Source organism: Microcoleus sp. D3_18_C2 (assembly GCF_036702395.1).
GTDB lineage: Bacteria > Cyanobacteriota > Cyanobacteriia > Cyanobacteriales > Microcoleaceae > Microcoleus.
Genome location: NZ_JAUBTG010000010.1, coordinates 1,644 through 16,911 on the forward strand (window position 1 = coordinate 1,644; position 15,268 = coordinate 16,911).

A 15,268-nucleotide genomic window follows, 5' to 3' on the forward strand; every position below is an offset into this window, starting at 1 on the left:
TTATCGAGATTATTGATGGGTGGCAAAATTTATGGGTGAACCCGCCCCTACAGATTCTACTTTTCGGCCCAATTCCCAATGCCAATAAAAAAGCCAGGGATGGATATCCCCAGCTCGAAACATAGCACAATTAGTTTTGAGAGTTGATAGGGCGATGTTTTAGAATCGACCCCACCCACTTTTACCCAAATTAAATCAGGATAATGTCAGCAGCCGTAATGCCCGGTCTGCCATTCAGATTTGCCAGCGTAACGCCTGGGTTAGGACCAGCAATACCGTCAGGGTCATATCCTAGTCGTCCGCCTTGGGTTCCGTTTGCACCTTCATAGAAGACGAACGGCTCTGTCGGGCCCGCCCCGGCTGGAGCAAACTTGCTCTCGTACGCCCCACTCTCAAGCGCCAAGAACGCCTGCGAAGAAAGTCGATTCGTATTTGGCACTACCCTCAAGTTGGGGAAGCCGTTGGAGCCATTGATTTGGAAGATAAACTTGTCTTGGCCGACTGTAAAATCGCCGATTTGGTCTGGGTTAGTACCAAATGTGCCGTCAGCGCCGATGGTGACACCCTCGCCGAAGTTGTTGTAGTAGAAGCTGTCATTACCCAATCCGCCAATCAGGGTGTCAGCACCAGGCCCGCCGCCGAGAGAGTCGTTACCGTCGCCTCCGATCAAATAGTCGTTACCAAAGCCGCCCAGCAAGGTGTCGTTTCCGGCACCGGAATTTAAGGTATCGTCCCCGGCTCCTCCAGCGGCGTCGGTAGCATTGGATGAGTCGCCGAACAGGATGTCATCCCCGTTACCAGTAGTGATCACATCAGTGCCGTTGCCACCAATAATGAAGTTGCTGCCTAAGGTATCGGTAATCAAGCTGGCGACTGTGCCGCTAAAGGTGACGGTGCTAGCGTAGGAGATGAAGTCGTTACCCTCCAAGTTGCCAATCAGGCGATCGAACTGGCTGCCAAAGATGATGGTGTCACTTCCCACGCCACCGTTCATGAGGTTGGTGACGGTGAAGCTGCTGCCAGTAGTAGGATTGGTGTAGCCAATTAACAGATCGTTGCCCAGCCCGCCTTCGAGAGTAATCAAAGCAGTACCAGTACCAGCAAAAATGGCATTGCTAGCATTGATAGTATCGTTGCCATCTCCACCGGCTGCATTAGTAAAGGTTCCGCTGAGGCTGTCGTTGCCTTCACCGCCGATCATTGTATCCGTCGCAAAAGCTGCAACGATCGTGTCATTGCCTACTCCGCCGTCGAGCAAGTTGCGACCCGCGAAACCTGGAAATGAACTCCGCGCGCCTACGCTCGAAATTACATCCGGCACCGACGCCGACCGGATGAAGTCGTCGCCTTCACCTCCCAACGCGGTATCAGAAAAGGCAAAAACGTTGATCGTGTCGTTGCCTTCGCCGCCGTCAAAGAAGTTTCTGCCGCCGCCAAAGTCGCCGATCGCGCCGTTGAGAGAATCGTCGCCGCCACCGCCAATCAAGGTGGTTCTCTCAATGCCGATCGTGATGACGTCGGTAGTAAAGGGGCTGCTTTGCGTACTGTTGGTAATGACTAAGGTGTCGTTGTCATCATCGCCCGACAGGTAGCTGTTGCTGGCCACACCACGTAGCGTGTCGTTGCCTTTACCGCCATAAAGACTGTCTCTTACATTGATACCTACAACTAAGTCGTCGCCCAAATCACCCCGCAAGAAGTTGCTGCCTTCATTGCCAGCGAAGCCAATAGCCAAGCCACCCTCTAAAGAGAGGTTGTTGCCACCGCCTGCGATGAAGAAGCCGATCGCGTCATTGTCCTTACCGCCATAGAGGGAATCTCCTCTCTGCGCCCCTCCCAGCATCGTATCTGCGCCCTCATTACCAAACATGAGGTTAGCTTCGACAGTACCTTGGACGAAGTCTTCTCCCTCGCCGCCGTACAGGGTAGCGCGGGCTTCAGCGACTATGGTGTCATTACCTCGGTCGCCTAACAGCAAAGCCGGAGTGCGCTGGGATCTGATTGAGTCTTCGTCGTCGCCGCCGTACAGTGTATCGTTCGGGCCAACTGAAATCAGAGTATCGTTATCGCCTTGGCCAAATATTAAGCTGCCGCCCAGGGTGGAAGTTCTAACGAAATCCGCCCCGCCTGCGGCGAAGATTGTATCCGGGCCCAGTCCCGGAAGGTTTAAATCTAGTTGATTAGAATCGTCATTTAACGTTGTCATAAAGCTTCACTCCTCTACTTGTTGGTCATCGCTGGTGCGACTACAGACACTGCCTAGAACACCGAATGTTTGGATTCCGCTGTAGTTTAACCTGTTTGCCAGCCGCAAGTCTAGCCTACTGGCGTTAACCCTGTCTAGACTTTCTCCCTCGCGGATTTTTTGCTTGTAAGCTTTTATATTCAATGTCTTCACCCTTTAATAATCCTGGTGCACTGTCTCAGGTGCTCACGCTCTACAAGACGCGGCTCATATTCTTAATGTTCCATTCTGGATTGGCGGTCGGGGATCGCGTCCGGGGGAGGAAATTAAAGATTAAAAAAGGCTGATCTGGGTGATCCCGAAGACAAGGAAAATTGGGAGATTTGTTACTTGGTAACAAGGCTTTGTGGCAATTTCCGGTTTTCCAGGCAGGGCCCTCATTTAATAATTCTGGCCCGGATTGAACCGAGTACCGCTCCGGGCTTTAAAAGTCTACGCCCCGCTTTAGTTCTACGCCCCGATCGCCGTAGTGTTTGTGACAGTATACCTCGGAGTGTACGCTTGCCAAGTCAAAGTAAGCGTGGGGTTTGTGGCAGCGCCCGGTGATAATAATTTCTGTATCCCGCGGCTTGCGTAGCAGGGCTTCGACGATCGGCTCTACCGGCAGCAGTTCTAAGTCTACTGTGGGATTGAGTTCGTCGAGAATAATCGTTTTGTACCAACCGCTGGCGATCGCACATTTGGCGATTTCCCAGCCGCGTTCTGCTTCTATGCAGTCTAGCTCTTGCTGTTGCCCCCGCCAAACTATAGCATCTCGGCCGCACCGCTGGTGATCTACTAGCTGGGGGTAGCTTTGTCGCAAGGCTGCGATCGCCGCATCTTCTGTATAACCGGTGCCACCTTTGAGCCACTGCACGATTAAAACTCGGTGAGATTGGTCTTGACTGATACCCCTACCTATTGCCTGCAAAGCTTTTCCCAAAGCGCTCGTAGACTTGCCTTTCCCCGCTCCGGTGTATATTTCGATACCGGAAATATGATGGTCTGCCGCTGCGGGGTTATAGTGGGGCTTCATTTCTGAGTGTAAGTCGGCAATCTCCAGCAAAGCTTCGGGGGCCGCTCGGCCTGTGGCGATGACTTCTAAATATTCTGGTTTGTTTTTGAGGGTTTGGACTACTTCGTCAACTGGCAGCAAACCCAAGTCCAATACGGGGTTTAGTTCGTCTAGTACCACCACGGAATAGAGCGAGCTTGCGATCGCTCCTTTGGCGATATCCCAGCCTCGCTGAGCTTCGGCCCGATCGAAGCGGGTGATTGCTTCGGCCCCAAAATATTCGGCTCTGCCGGTTCGCACTTGGTCGATCAAGTGCGGAAATGCCCGTTGCAAGGCTTCTATTGCCCCGTCTTCGTCGTAGGAGCGGCCGGGGCCTTTGAGAAAGCGCAGCAATAAGACTCGTGTGGGCGAGTCAGAATTGATACCCAGCCCGATCGAGCGCAACACTACTCCCAAAGCTGCCTGAGACTTGCCTTTACCAGCGCCGTCGTAGACGTGAATCTGACCCGCGGCGCGTTCCGAGCGGGATGAGGCTGTCCGAATACCAATGCCATTCCTTACCATAATCAGCAGTTGTTTGAGTCTGTATCGGGGTGGGTATTCGATCGCGCGCCTTGAATGTTTAATTTTTCCATTCTGTTGGCGGATCTCAACAGATTATACGATAACTTCTAACTCCCAATCTTTTAAGCAGCGATCTAACGGAATCAGGTGCTCAAACCTCCGGTTAAGATTCTTCCGCTTGTGCTGTACAATTAAAATTTAACACGGACTGATATACCTAAAGGCTTATGATTGCGAGTGTTTTCCCATTTCGGACTGTTTTGGTGCAAATTTTAATTATGTTTTTGGCGATCGCGATCGAATCGTGGTTTTTGCAAAAACTACTTAAACTCGGCCCCAAAACCAGCATTGAATATACAGCCATCCTCAATCTATCTTGCACTTGCGTAGGCTGGTTAGTTTTCTTCGGCATTGAAAGCGTTCTTAGCAAAGAATTGCGGGAACAGCTTATCGGTTATATTTTATTAGGACGTGGGGATAATGTTTACGCTCCAATAACTATGATAGCACTGTCAGTATTAGCAGTAACCTTTCTAGCTAAATGGCAGGGATTAGAATTCATAGAGAACATGGTTTCCGGCAATAAAAAAGCTTCCACACCTCAGTTTTTAGGACCACCAACCCTCACCCGCCGTCCTCCCAAAAAAACTTTTCAAGTAACTACCCAGTTTGGGGGAATTTTAATCGCCCACACTGTTAGCAATCTCGTTATTTTAACCGTGTTGTTTTTGCAAAGCGTGTATTGAAATTTATGATGAAGCAATTTTTAGATGTCACTCAGCAGCTAACTAAGCTGACGAACAACCTTTGGGAAACCAATAAAAAAATCCAAAAGGCGATGATTCCGCCTAAAGTTGTTCACTGGAAGACTCCTTTACTACTCAGCATCTTTTTAGCTTTGCTGACAGTGGCAGCCGTAACTGACTGGCGGACGAGAACTCTGCTTTTTGATATGAGCTGGTTATTATTTACACTTTCAATGGGTTTGCTGACCAGCCAGCAACCTTTTGTGATTAAAGGAGTAAGTCTGAGTCCGTGGGTGACAAGCATCTTAATTGGCTTGTGGTTACTGATAAGATTACCGTCGGATAGGAAGGAAATAGCATGGATATCCGGCCCACTTATAGCAGTAGCAGTTCTTGCTACAATAGAGATTTGGAATAGCGAGTCAAAACGGGAAGGTATCAGGTCGTTGGTGCGCCCTCAGTTTTTGATGATTACTCTCGTTCACCTGCTGTTTTCCTGTTGGTTTGCTTTTCACTTTTTAATTCAAGGTTGGATAGAACAGTATCCGAGTGTTTTATCTCAGGATTTAAGGCAAAGCGATTATGTGGTGACATTTCAACAGCCAACTATTAATCGCTCCCGAGGAGTTGTCATCCTCAATGAAATGGAGCGATACCTGCGAAATGAAGCCCGCACAAAACCGTGGGCGCAGGTAGAGCAAATGTTAATAGATATTGACAATGAGCGATTTTTTCTGCGGAATCAAGCCTTACAAACAACTGGGGTAGTCGCAGAAGATGGGAGGTGGGATGTCAAAACTTCGATCGTCCAAGGAGAGTCTCGCTATCAGTTAGATATGCAGGCAACTTGGCTGGGAGTGGTTTTTAGACCGGAAATATATTCGTTTACCAAATCTTGCGAGGTGTTCCAGATAGCCAATAGGGCGACTGTAACCTGCGATGCCATCAAACGCTCTCAACCCGGACAGAAAAAAGATGGAACGCCGGGGGACACTCAAGTTTGATTCTGTCTCTGTTAACTAATTGCGATGGGTATAGCGGGAGAGTGGGAGAGTCTGAAAGTGGGAGAGTCTGAGAGTCTGAGATGGAAAAAATCCTCTTTCTTCCCTCTTCCTTCTTCCTTCTTCCCTCTTCCTTCTTCCTTCTTCCTTGCACTAAAGTATGGCGAAAGTTTCCAGCGGGTTAATAACTAGATGAATTTGAGAAGAATCTTGACAGTCGCGACCAATGTATTTTGGGAAGTAATTCGCGATCGCATCCTTTACTTAATTATTATTTTTGCTCTGTTGATGGGCGCCTCGGTACGGTTGATACCGGAATTGGCGGCGACAACCGAAAAGAAAATTATCTTAGATATCGGTTTGGGTGCTATGAGCATTCTCGGTTTAATTGCCACAGTGTTTGTGGCTACCGGACTGGTCAACAAAGAAATTGAAAAGCGCACTGTTTATCTGTTAGTTGCTAAGCCGATAAGTCGGGCTGAGTTAATTGTGGGCAAGCACTTAGGACTGTCGGCGGTGCTGGCGGTGCTTGTAGCGGCAATGACTGTTATCTATCTGGCTATTCTGAGTTTGAGTAGCATTCCTTTCCCTTTGGGAAGCATTTTAATCGCTTCGCTGTTTATCTGGTTTGAGCTTTGTCTCATGGCTGGTGTAGGGATTTTATTTGGGGTGTTCAGCAGTTCGCTGTTGGCAACTTTACTGACATTTGGCGTTTATTTGATGGGACATTCGACGCGGGATTTAGTGGCTTTGGGCAAGTTAACTAAAAATCCTGGCCTAGAACAATTGATGATGGGACTATATCTGGTTTTGCCGGATTTAGCCAGATTCAATTTGAGAAATGATGCTGTTTACGGACAAGTTCCTTACTTGGCAGGTTTGATTACAGATGCTGGCTACGGTTTGCTGTATGTGGTGCTGCTGCTGTCAATTGCGATCGCCATATTTTCCCGTAGGGAATTTTAAAACGCGCCTTCGCTACTTTCAAAAGTGTGACTATATCAAATTATCACGCTAAAATATAAAGGAGGCGATCGCTCAGAAATCTCAACTAAAACTCAAACTTTTAATTGATCCCGAATAAGCTATTCTGTATTTAAATAGTACCTTTGGGCGGACTTTTCTGCCCTCCCCACAAGATAGGGACTTACGCATCGGGGTCCAGAAACCGGGTTTGTTACCGAATCTGCGGTCTACAACGCGTCTTTTCGTAAAAAAAACCTCGTTTCTAAACAATAGTGCGTAAGCCCTAAAGATGTTGAAGAGACATCACCCTGTAAATTAGATTGCGATAGCTTAGCAGTAAGAAAAAATGAAATTATGTTAGTAGAAAAACTCGAACAATTAAAAGATATTTTCGCACAAATGGAACGGGCTTTGATTGCCTACTCCGGCGGAATTGACAGCACTTTGGTAGCAAAAATCGCTTTTGATGTGTTGGGCGATCGCGCTTTGGCAGTGACGGCAGTTTCCCCCTCTCTACTGCCCGAAGATTTAGAAGATGCGCGCATTCAAGCAGCAGAAATTGGGATAGCCCACCAGGAAGTACAAACTCAGGAAATGGCAAATCCAAATTACACTTCTAACCCGGTTAACCGCTGCTATTTCTGCAAAAGCGAACTGCACGATACTTTGAAACCCCTAGCACTAGCAAAGGGTTATCCTTATGTGGTGGATGGGGTTAATGGTGACGATTTAAAGGATTACCGTCCCGGAATTCAGGCGGCAAAGGAACGCGGCGCGCGATCGCCTTTAGCCGAAGTAGGAATCACTAAATTTGAGGTGCGGCAATTGGCAAAAGAATTGGGTTTGCCTTGGTGGGACAAACCGGCTCAACCTTGTCTCAGTTCGCGCTTTCCTTACGGCGAAGAAATCACCGTTGGAAAGTTGCAAAGAGTGGGGCGCGCCGAACGGTATTTGCGGCAGTTGGGACTGAAAAATCTGCGAGTGCGATCGGACGGAGATACGGCACGCATTGAGTTACCTGCAGAGGAGATTCAGGAGTTTGTGGTAAACACGGATTTGCCTGCATTGGTGGCGGTATTTCAAGAGTTTGGTTTTGTTTACGCTACTTTGGATTTGGAGGGGTTTCGCAGCGGCAAATTAAATCAGGTTTTGCAGCCGCAGTTGTTGGAAACGAAAGGTTGATTAATTTTCCCGAATACAAAAATTTTTTCATGATTGATGTAGTTTGGGACATGGACAAAGGGGAACAATGTCAATCGAACCTTTATCTTTGATGTAGCAACTTATACGTTTCAAGGATCGAATTGTTAGGATTACAGGACTTACGCAAAAGTAAGGTATTTCTGTTGCCCAGCGAACTCAGTGAAGCAATCTCAAGGTGGCGTTACTTAATCAGGGTATGAAAAAAAAATCACTTTAAAATCCACCCGCTTTGTGGATACTGGTTTCTCTGACGGGCCTATTTAACGTTTCATACCGTAAATCAGCAACGCCTAGAGGGCCGGCACTCTTGGCACGGCCCCTACGGATAATGAAACAGCCCTGCCTTTGCTCGGACGAAAGTTTGACTCTATGCAGCGGTTTCAACCACCTCTTCATAAAAATGGTGGCTAACTATCAACGCCCGAGTCCGATCAAGGAGTAGTTGGCTGAATTTGCTGTGGCTGCATTTGCTGCTGCTGATTTTGGAGCTGAAGTTGCTGCTCCTGGATCTCGATTTGCCGATTCTCAAGATCTATTTGCCGCTGTCTGTCTTCGAGTTGCAAGCGTCTGTCTTCAAGTTGCAGTCTTCTGTCTTCTGCTTGCTGCAATCTATCTTCACGTTGTAGCTCTCTTTCTAGCAGTCTGTCTTCACGTTGCTCTTGTCTGTCTTGACGTTGTTCGCGAAGCTCTCTGAGCTGATTTCGTCGCTCGAAATCCCCTCCCAAAAATAAGTTTTGAAAAGCGTTGATAGTTGCTTGAAACCCAGTAAAAACGCTGCTAACAGCGCCGATACCTGTTGCTACTCCTGTTATTGGCTGCAAGAAAGTGTTGATATTGTCTGCTACCCTAGCATAGCCCGATCGCGCTACCAGAATCACATCGTTGTTGCGGAGAGTGGGGTTATTATTAGGATTCAATCCTTGAGCAAAATCCACCTCTATCGTGCGGCGAGAAACAGTACCGTTGGGATTCAATCGCAATAGTTCTACCTTGTCTTTTTTAGCCCGCAATTGATTGAAACTGCCTGCGGTGAGCAAAGCTTGGTGCAGGGATGTACTAGGTCGCACCTGCAAAGCCCCAGGCCTAATTACTTCTCCTACAATATTGATGCTAATCGCGTTCGGAGAAAAACTGCTATTTGCAACTTGAGAAACTTCAGCTAAGTCTACCGTAGCCGCTGTCGGGATAATTACGCTATCTCCTTCTTGCAGCAAAATATCTTGAGTTGCGTCGCCTTTTTGCAGTAAATCCCACAGATTTACCATGATAGTTTGTTCGTTGCCACCTCTGACTCGGCGGCGGATTTGTACGCGGCGAATGTCAGCTTCTGTAGTGATACCACCAGCAATTTTCAGTGCTCTAGTTATTGTTGGTAAGCCCACAACTGCTCCTTGCTGTTGGTCGATAGATACAAAACTCAACTCTGTTTGTTGGTTGCTCGATCGCACATCCGAAGCAAATACAGTATAAGGCCCCGGCCGGTTTACTTCCCCGACAATTACTACCCCAATTGGTTTAGTAATATCAGCGGAAAAATTAGCACTGGCTCTTTGACGAACTTCTTGAGTATTGAGGGCACTTGCTGTCGGTATAAAAATTGTATCTCCATCTCGAATGGTAACATCTTGACGCAAATTTCCCGTCTCTAAAAAATCCTGCAAATCAACAGTAGTAACTTGCTCCGGCCCGCCTCTGCGGGGACGACGAATTTGGACATTTCGCATATCTCCTGCTGATGTCACCCCTTGTGCAAGTTGCAGCATTTCCATCAAAGTCGGGAATTTTACTCCTCCTCCTTCTCTAGTGGGATTAATCTTGTATGAACCCGGGCGAGTAACTTCACCGGCAAGACCTATATTTAGGGGGCGAGCGACTACCAGAGTCACGGTAACAACGGGAACATTGATGAAGGGTTCGTATCGCTGGGTAATCACATTAGCGGCTTGTTGCAGCGTCAACCCTTGAATTGAGACGCTACGAATGATTGGCAAATTGAGCGTCCCGTCAACTAGCACTTGATATTCTCTGCTGAATTCAGGGACGCCGAATATCTCTAAAGCAATGCGATCGCCCGATCCTAAAGTATAAGCTGCTTCTTGTGTCAGCGAACCCGGAGGTGGCGGCGGTACTCTCGGTTGGTTTTGGTTCCTAGCGGGCACAGGATTTCTGACGGCAGGCAACTGAGCTCTACTGGGCGGCGAACTCAATAGCACCAGGAGTGCTGACAAACTCAGACTTGTAGCGGTTTGAACGGTATATTTCATCTTTCTTCCCTGGTTGCGGCCTGCCATTGAACAAGAGCAATTTAGCTAGTGGATTGTAGTTTATTTTCCCTGCTGTCCAGTGTAGCCTCGCTTTGCGGCAAAATCCACAGGTACAAGCATAAAAATTGTGCGATCGCACTTAACTATTTTGCCCCTTGTTTGTAAAGAAAGTGTAAAGCCCGCCAACTGTTGTCAGGATTAATATCTCGTTTGAGCAAAATTCTTCATACATAAGTCCGCATACAAATCAACCCGCCGCAGAAAGGAGATAGAAAAAAACCGCCCTGATTTGAGGTAAAATGTTAAATAATTCTCTCTGCAGGACAAAGACAAGTGTCACTAAAATTGGATAAAGTAATTCCCTGGGGACGCTGCTTGGATGAATACATAGGAATGTTTAGCTTGACATCAAGTGACCTCAAGCTAGCAATTCTTGATTGTGCTGGCGGCCCAGCGAGTTTCAATGCCGAAATGACTCGCCAAGGTAAAAAGGTAATTTCTTGCGATCCAGTTTATCAGTTTACTGCGGTGGAAATTGGCGATCGCATCCAAGAAACATATCAAACTGTGATTGATGCTGTCAAAGCCAATGTAGACGGCTACCTGTGGAACAATTTTGAATCGCCCTACCAGCTAGGAGAAGTGCGAATGAAGGCGATGCAGGAATTTTTAGAAGATTTTCCATCTGGCTTAGAGCAAGGCCGCTACCTGAATGCTGAGCTGCCAGTTTTGCCTTTCGATAACGGTCAATTCGATTTAGCTTTGTGCAGCCATTTCTTATTTGCTTATTCTCACTTGCTTTCCGAAGAATTTCATTTGGAAGCAATTACAGAAATGTGTCGGGTTGCGAAGGAAGTCCGGGTATTCCCTCTATTGCAGAGTTTTAGCGGGGAGGAATCCGATCACTTAAATCCGATTATCACCGAATTAAAAAAGAGAAGTTTTAGTGTAGAAATTCAAGAGGCTCCTTATGAGTTTCAAAAAGGCGGGAATAAGATGCTGCGAGTTAGGGGGCGAATGTAATTCGCGGCTGCGGAGGGCATGGCAATTTGCGATCGCTTATTTCCAAAAAATTAGATAAGCTAAGCATAAGGTTCTGCCTCATCTTGGGGTTCGCCAATCGCACGCTGGACTGCATGGCGAATGTGGATAATCCTCACCGTTGGTATGGGTTGATCGTCAAAAATAATGAAGAGTATGCGATACGTGGTTTTACCACTTCCATACAGAAGCTGGCGAATCTCTTGGCTGAAAAACGCGTTTTCACGGGCTAAAACACAACGACGCGGCATTTCTTTCAGTGAGGAAATCGCTTTAATCAAACCCTGATACCATGCTTGAGCGCGTTCGGGAGTCGTGAATTGGGAAAAGTTCAGAAACGCTGCATCAGCTTCAGATTGAGCTGTACTGGAAAAGTCAATGCGATACATTATGCTTCCAAAGAAAGTCCGTATTTCTGGTTTTGTCTATCGACAAACTCTTCCAGAGTAGAAAACTGACCCCGATCGAAGTCATCAAGTCCGCGTTGAATCCCTTCTAATGCCTCGAAGAAATCGCTTTCATCAAAGCTAAGTCCGAACGCGATAACAGCTAGGGTAACGCTGGTTATATCTTGTCCTGTACTTTCCGCCCGTTGGCGCAGCAGTGCTTCGATTTGGGGGGGTAAGGTGAGTGTAAGAGTCATAAAAGTTATGATCAATGGTTAACTTTATTTTCTAACTTTATTTTGGCATAGGTAGCCAAAACGATCGCTTCCTAAACTATCTGCCCATTCCTGAAACCGATCGAGCTCTGCGGCCCGTCTTGTTTTTCTGGTAATCTTGGAAGGCTGCGAGACTCAAGGCGATCGTTTCTTCTTCACTGAGGGTTTGAAACTCCTTTGCTGTGTCAATTTCGCCCCACTGATATCCCTCCGTTTCCTCGGCAATTTCTGCGATTGTTCAAAGTCGCTGAGATTACCGTTGGACTGATTCAGTCATGAAAGCACGATCGCCTTAACCGAATCGCTGGGCATGGCTTGAATTTGGGCGTGGAGTTGCTTTAAGCTGTTCTGCATTTAAATTGGATGTCAAAAAATAATCAAACTATTGTGGGGTGGGCGTCCCGCCCGCCCTGAACCTACAATTTAAATGCGCGACAGCTTATAGATTGAGCCATTGGACAATAGAGAGTGACTGATGTAATTTTAGCGCAGTGTCAAATAGTTGCACATACTATAGCAATCCTACATGAGTCGTAATTTTTTACCCCACCCCAACCCTCCCCTTACTAAGGGGAGGGAGTAAGAAGTTCACAAATGATTTAGAATGGCTATATAAGGCACAGTGGCGATAAAATTAATTAAAGACTTTAAAGCGACCCCACGGATCGATCGGGGGGCTTATTTCGCGGGCTTATTTCTCAGATACCACGTTTTCTTTAGTAATTCTAATCAAAAACCGCAGAGCTTCATTCACTGCTTCAGAATCGGGAAACATCTCTGCAACATCCGGTTCTAAACGAATATTTACACCACCAAAGGTCTTTCGTCCCGATCCTACCCTTCTTACACGCAACTTCCTCAAATCATATTCCGACCGAAGCTCATCGTCCATCCCTGTTTCATCCTTCTTCATAAACTTCTCGCTCCACTCGTGTTACTTTTCTGGCGCTAATCAAACGAATAAAATCTGCTCTTTCTGTATACGACACTATCAATAAATTACCTTGCTGGGACTCTCCAACAATAATATAGCGATCTTCTTCATCAGAGTGATCCGGATCGTAGAAATCGACGTAGAGGGGATCGTCAAAAACCGTTCTGGCTTCCTCAAATGAGATCCCATGCTTGGACAAATTTACCGCTGCCTTCTTTTCATCCCACTCGAATTTCATAAAGAGCCCAAATCAGCATCTTTGATATAATATTACACCTAGAAGCAAAACTCAAACCAACTCATGCCACAAACAGTCTGGATCGCACGACACGGAAACCGCATCGACTTCGTTAACCCCGACTGGTTTCTCACCGCAGAACACCGCTACGATCCCCACCTTTCCGAAGACGGTCACGTTCAAGCCAAACAACTCGCAAATCGCCTCAAAGGAGAAGGAATTTCTCATATTTTTGCTTCCCCTTTTCTGCGAACTGTCCAAACAGCAAATCACGCGGCAGAAGCTCTCGATTTGTCAATTAAACTAGATTGGGGACTGTGCGAATGGCTGAATCCTGAATGGATGACAGAAATGCCGGAAACAGAGTCCGTCGAAGCTTTGTGCAGGCGTTTTCCCAGGATTGATGCTTCCTACAAAGGCGGTATTGCTAATTATCCCGAAACCGTGGAAGCTTGTTTCAAAAGGGCGGGGGAAACGGCTAAACGCCTCGTGGCTGATTTTCCCGAAGATATGTTATTAGTAGGTCACGGTGCGTCGGTTTTAGGCACTGCGATCGGGCTGGCGGGGGGTGCAGAAACGGAAATTAACGCTTCTTTGTGCTGTTTGGTGAAAGTGGTGCGGGATGAGGGAGAATGGTCGATCGCACTTAATGGCGATACTTCTCACCTGACTGACTCTGAAACCGCGATCCGGTTTAATTAAAGTTGAGATTCGTGCCAAAAATCGCATTTTATGCTATGTGTGTAAGGTGCGCGGCAGAAGAGCACCCTACGTTCATCTGATTAGTCCGAATCTGGGTGTTATTGTTTAATCTCGATCGCACATTTTAAATCGAAAATCTTAAATCGATATGGCTGGACACAGTAAGTGGGCGAATATTAAACGCCAAAAAGCGAGAGTTGATGCCGTTAAAGGCAAGGTTTTTGCTAGAATATCTCGCGAAATTATTGTCGCGGCCCGCAGCGGAGTTCCCGATCCCGCTGGCAATTTTCAACTGCGGACGGCTATTGAAAAAGCCAAGGCGGCGGATATTCCTAATGAAAACATAGAAAGGGCGATCGCCAAAGGTGCTGGCTTGGCGGGGGGAAGTTCGGATTTAGAAGCTATTCGCTACGAAGGTTACGGCGTTGGCGGAGTTGCTATTCTGATTGAAGCGCTGACAGACAATCGCAACCGCACAGCGGCTGACTTGCGAGAAGCTTTTACTAAAAATGGCGGCAACCTGGGCGAAACTGGTTGTGTGGGCTGGATGTTTGACAACAAAGGAGTTTGTACGGTACGCGGGCCGATTGATGAGGAACAATTGTTTGAAGCGTCGCTAGAGGCGGCTGCGGAATCTTATGATTTGATATTAATTGATGAGGATACTGAAGGTGCAGAGGTATTTACAAGTGTGGCTAATTTGGAACAGTTGGCTGATGTTTTGAAACAAAAAACTTTTGCTGTTGTGCAGTCGGAAACTCGCTGGATTCCGAGCAATACAGTGGAAATAGACACTCCTGAAAAAGCTCGATCGCTCTTGAAGTTAATGGATGCACTGGAAGATTTGGACGACGTGCAAAGTGTGACGGCGAATTTTGAAATGACAGATGAATTGATGTCTTTGAGTATGGTTTAATGCTCTAAATCACCAGATTTTTGCCATCCGCAAGACAAATCCCGGTAACTCTGGATCTGCGCTGACTGTTTCAGGATTATCTAAGATTTCCTGTTCGCGATTGGGACGGTAAATATAGACTTTTCTGTTTTTGCGATCGACCAAAAAGCCGAGCGATACACCGTTCTCAATATATTCTTGCATCTTATTTTGCAATCCCTTGAGAGTGTCACTAGCAGACCGCAATTCAATCACAAAGTCTGGACAAATCGGTGCGAATGAGGCTTTTTGTTCTTCAGTTAAGGCATTCCAGCGCTCTAGTTTAATCCATGAGGCATCGGGAGATCGGGTTGCTCCATTCGGCAAGGTAAAGCCTGCACTGGAGTCAAACGTTTCACCTGTGCCATCTTGTTCTGCCCAGTTCCCCAATTGTAGGGCAATCTTGAAGTTGCGGTTCCCTGTATCTGAAAAGGCTGGTGACATAATGATAACTTCCCCACTGGCTGTACGTTCAATTCTCAAATCGCGATTAACTAGACAGAATTCATAAAACTGTTCAACAGTCATCGATTGGATCGCAGGGAAATTGACCGTCAGTGGGACGCTTTCGGTTTGAATTAGCAGCGTCGTCATGGTTTTTCCTTTTTTTGGTGCAGGGGTGATATAATACCTTGATATTACACTATTTTAGCTTGGCGCTCGAAAGTCTTAGTCGATCGGGGAGTCGGAGGCTTGTATCCGTTTTTGGGCTGGATTAATCGATTTTAGATTTTAGATTTTAGATTTTAGATTTTAGAATTGAAGCATTTTTAGA

The 15,268-nt window shown here is 46.9% G+C and carries 16 protein-coding genes; 7 read left to right on the forward strand and 9 right to left on the reverse strand.

The window, feature by feature from the left end; all coding sequences use genetic code 11:
* Positions 1 to 190: 190 nt before the first annotated feature.
* From QUA88_RS08925 to QUA88_RS08935, 3 genes are all read right to left on the reverse strand, one after another.
* Entirely contained in the window at positions 191 to 2,206 is a 2,016-nt protein-coding gene (locus QUA88_RS08925) for a calcium-binding protein (RefSeq protein ID WP_333271291.1), read from the reverse strand.
* Positions 2,207 to 2,212: 6 nt separating this feature from the next.
* The gene (locus tag QUA88_RS08930) at positions 2,213 to 2,389 is read right to left on the reverse strand and encodes a hypothetical protein (protein ID WP_333142473.1); all 177 of its coding nucleotides are present in this window, start codon (positions 2,387 to 2,389) and stop codon (positions 2,213 to 2,215) included.
* A 280-nt stretch (positions 2,390 to 2,669) separates the two neighbouring features.
* Positions 2,670 to 3,803: a cob(I)yrinic acid a,c-diamide adenosyltransferase gene (locus QUA88_RS08935; protein ID WP_333054445.1), complete on the reverse strand. Its 1,134-nt coding sequence runs from the start codon at positions 3,801 to 3,803 to the stop codon at positions 2,670 to 2,672.
* Between the two features lie 227 nt (positions 3,804 to 4,030).
* Here QUA88_RS08935 and fraC point away from each other — a divergent pair, with 227 nt between their 5' ends.
* The 4 genes from fraC to larE all read left to right on the forward strand — a co-directional run bounded on the left by fraC (position 4,031) and on the right by larE (position 7,698).
* Positions 4,031 to 4,549 carry a filament integrity protein FraC gene (gene fraC, locus QUA88_RS08940; protein WP_333054446.1) on the forward strand — a complete coding sequence of 173 codons (519 nt, stop codon included), beginning with the start codon at positions 4,031 to 4,033 and terminating at the stop codon, positions 4,547 to 4,549.
* A 5-nt stretch (positions 4,550 to 4,554) separates the two neighbouring features.
* A complete protein-coding gene (locus QUA88_RS08945; RefSeq protein WP_333054447.1) occupies positions 4,555 to 5,553 on the forward strand; it encodes a DUF5357 family protein in 999 nt (332 codons plus the stop codon).
* A 189-nt stretch (positions 5,554 to 5,742) separates the two neighbouring features.
* On the forward strand, positions 5,743 to 6,516 hold the full coding sequence (locus QUA88_RS08950; RefSeq protein ID WP_333054448.1) for an ABC transporter permease: 774 nt from the start codon (positions 5,743 to 5,745) through the stop codon (positions 6,514 to 6,516).
* A gap of 354 nt (positions 6,517 to 6,870) precedes the next feature.
* Positions 6,871 to 7,698, forward strand: coding sequence for an ATP-dependent sacrificial sulfur transferase LarE (larE, locus tag QUA88_RS08955; protein ID WP_333266863.1), 828 nt, complete (start codon positions 6,871 to 6,873; stop codon positions 7,696 to 7,698).
* 452 nt (positions 7,699 to 8,150) lie between these two features.
* Here larE and QUA88_RS08960 read toward each other — a convergent pair whose 3' ends face one another.
* The gene (locus tag QUA88_RS08960; RefSeq protein ID WP_333054451.1) at positions 8,151 to 9,983 is read right to left on the reverse strand and encodes a polysaccharide biosynthesis/export family protein; all 1,833 of its coding nucleotides are present in this window, start codon (positions 9,981 to 9,983) and stop codon (positions 8,151 to 8,153) included.
* A 333-nt stretch (positions 9,984 to 10,316) separates the two neighbouring features.
* Here QUA88_RS08960 and QUA88_RS08965 point away from each other — a divergent pair, with 333 nt between their 5' ends.
* Positions 10,317 to 11,006 (forward strand): class I SAM-dependent methyltransferase, encoded by a 690-nt coding sequence (locus QUA88_RS08965; protein ID WP_333054452.1) that lies wholly within the window; start codon positions 10,317 to 10,319, stop codon positions 11,004 to 11,006.
* A 59-nt stretch (positions 11,007 to 11,065) separates the two neighbouring features.
* Here the strand turns inward: QUA88_RS08965 and QUA88_RS08970 are convergent, their stop codons facing one another.
* The 4 genes from QUA88_RS08970 to QUA88_RS08985 all read right to left on the reverse strand — a co-directional run bounded on the left by QUA88_RS08970 (position 11,066) and on the right by QUA88_RS08985 (position 12,857).
* Positions 11,066 to 11,413, reverse strand: a complete 348-nt coding sequence (locus QUA88_RS08970; protein WP_333054453.1) for a type II toxin-antitoxin system RelE/ParE family toxin — start codon at positions 11,411 to 11,413, stop codon at positions 11,066 to 11,068.
* The gene (locus tag QUA88_RS08975; protein WP_242716968.1) at positions 11,413 to 11,667 is read right to left on the reverse strand and encodes a hypothetical protein; all 255 of its coding nucleotides are present in this window, start codon (positions 11,665 to 11,667) and stop codon (positions 11,413 to 11,415) included. The genes QUA88_RS08970 and QUA88_RS08975 overlap by 1 nt, the downstream gene beginning before the upstream one ends.
* A 709-nt stretch (positions 11,668 to 12,376) precedes the next feature.
* Complete coding sequence (locus QUA88_RS08980) at positions 12,377 to 12,598, reverse strand: hypothetical protein (protein ID WP_333054454.1); 222 nt, start codon at positions 12,596 to 12,598, stop codon at positions 12,377 to 12,379.
* Complete coding sequence (locus QUA88_RS08985; protein ID WP_333054455.1) at positions 12,585 to 12,857, reverse strand: BrnT family toxin; 273 nt, start codon at positions 12,855 to 12,857, stop codon at positions 12,585 to 12,587. The genes QUA88_RS08980 and QUA88_RS08985 overlap by 14 nt, the downstream gene beginning before the upstream one ends.
* Before the next feature lie 63 nt (positions 12,858 to 12,920).
* Between QUA88_RS08985 and QUA88_RS08990 the strand changes: the two genes are divergently transcribed.
* Together QUA88_RS08990 and QUA88_RS08995 are read left to right on the forward strand one after the other, a co-directional pair.
* On the forward strand, positions 12,921 to 13,559 hold the full coding sequence (locus QUA88_RS08990) for a histidine phosphatase family protein (protein WP_333054456.1): 639 nt from the start codon (positions 12,921 to 12,923) through the stop codon (positions 13,557 to 13,559).
* A gap of 148 nt (positions 13,560 to 13,707) precedes the next feature.
* The gene (locus QUA88_RS08995; protein ID WP_333054457.1) at positions 13,708 to 14,475 is read left to right on the forward strand and encodes a YebC/PmpR family DNA-binding transcriptional regulator; all 768 of its coding nucleotides are present in this window, start codon (positions 13,708 to 13,710) and stop codon (positions 14,473 to 14,475) included.
* Positions 14,476 to 14,484: 9 nt separating this feature from the next.
* On the opposite strand, the gene QUA88_RS09000 is transcribed toward QUA88_RS08995, so the two are convergent.
* On the reverse strand, positions 14,485 to 15,087 hold the full coding sequence (locus tag QUA88_RS09000; RefSeq protein WP_333054458.1) for a Uma2 family endonuclease: 603 nt from the start codon (positions 15,085 to 15,087) through the stop codon (positions 14,485 to 14,487).
* Positions 15,088 to 15,268 lie beyond the last annotated feature (181 nt).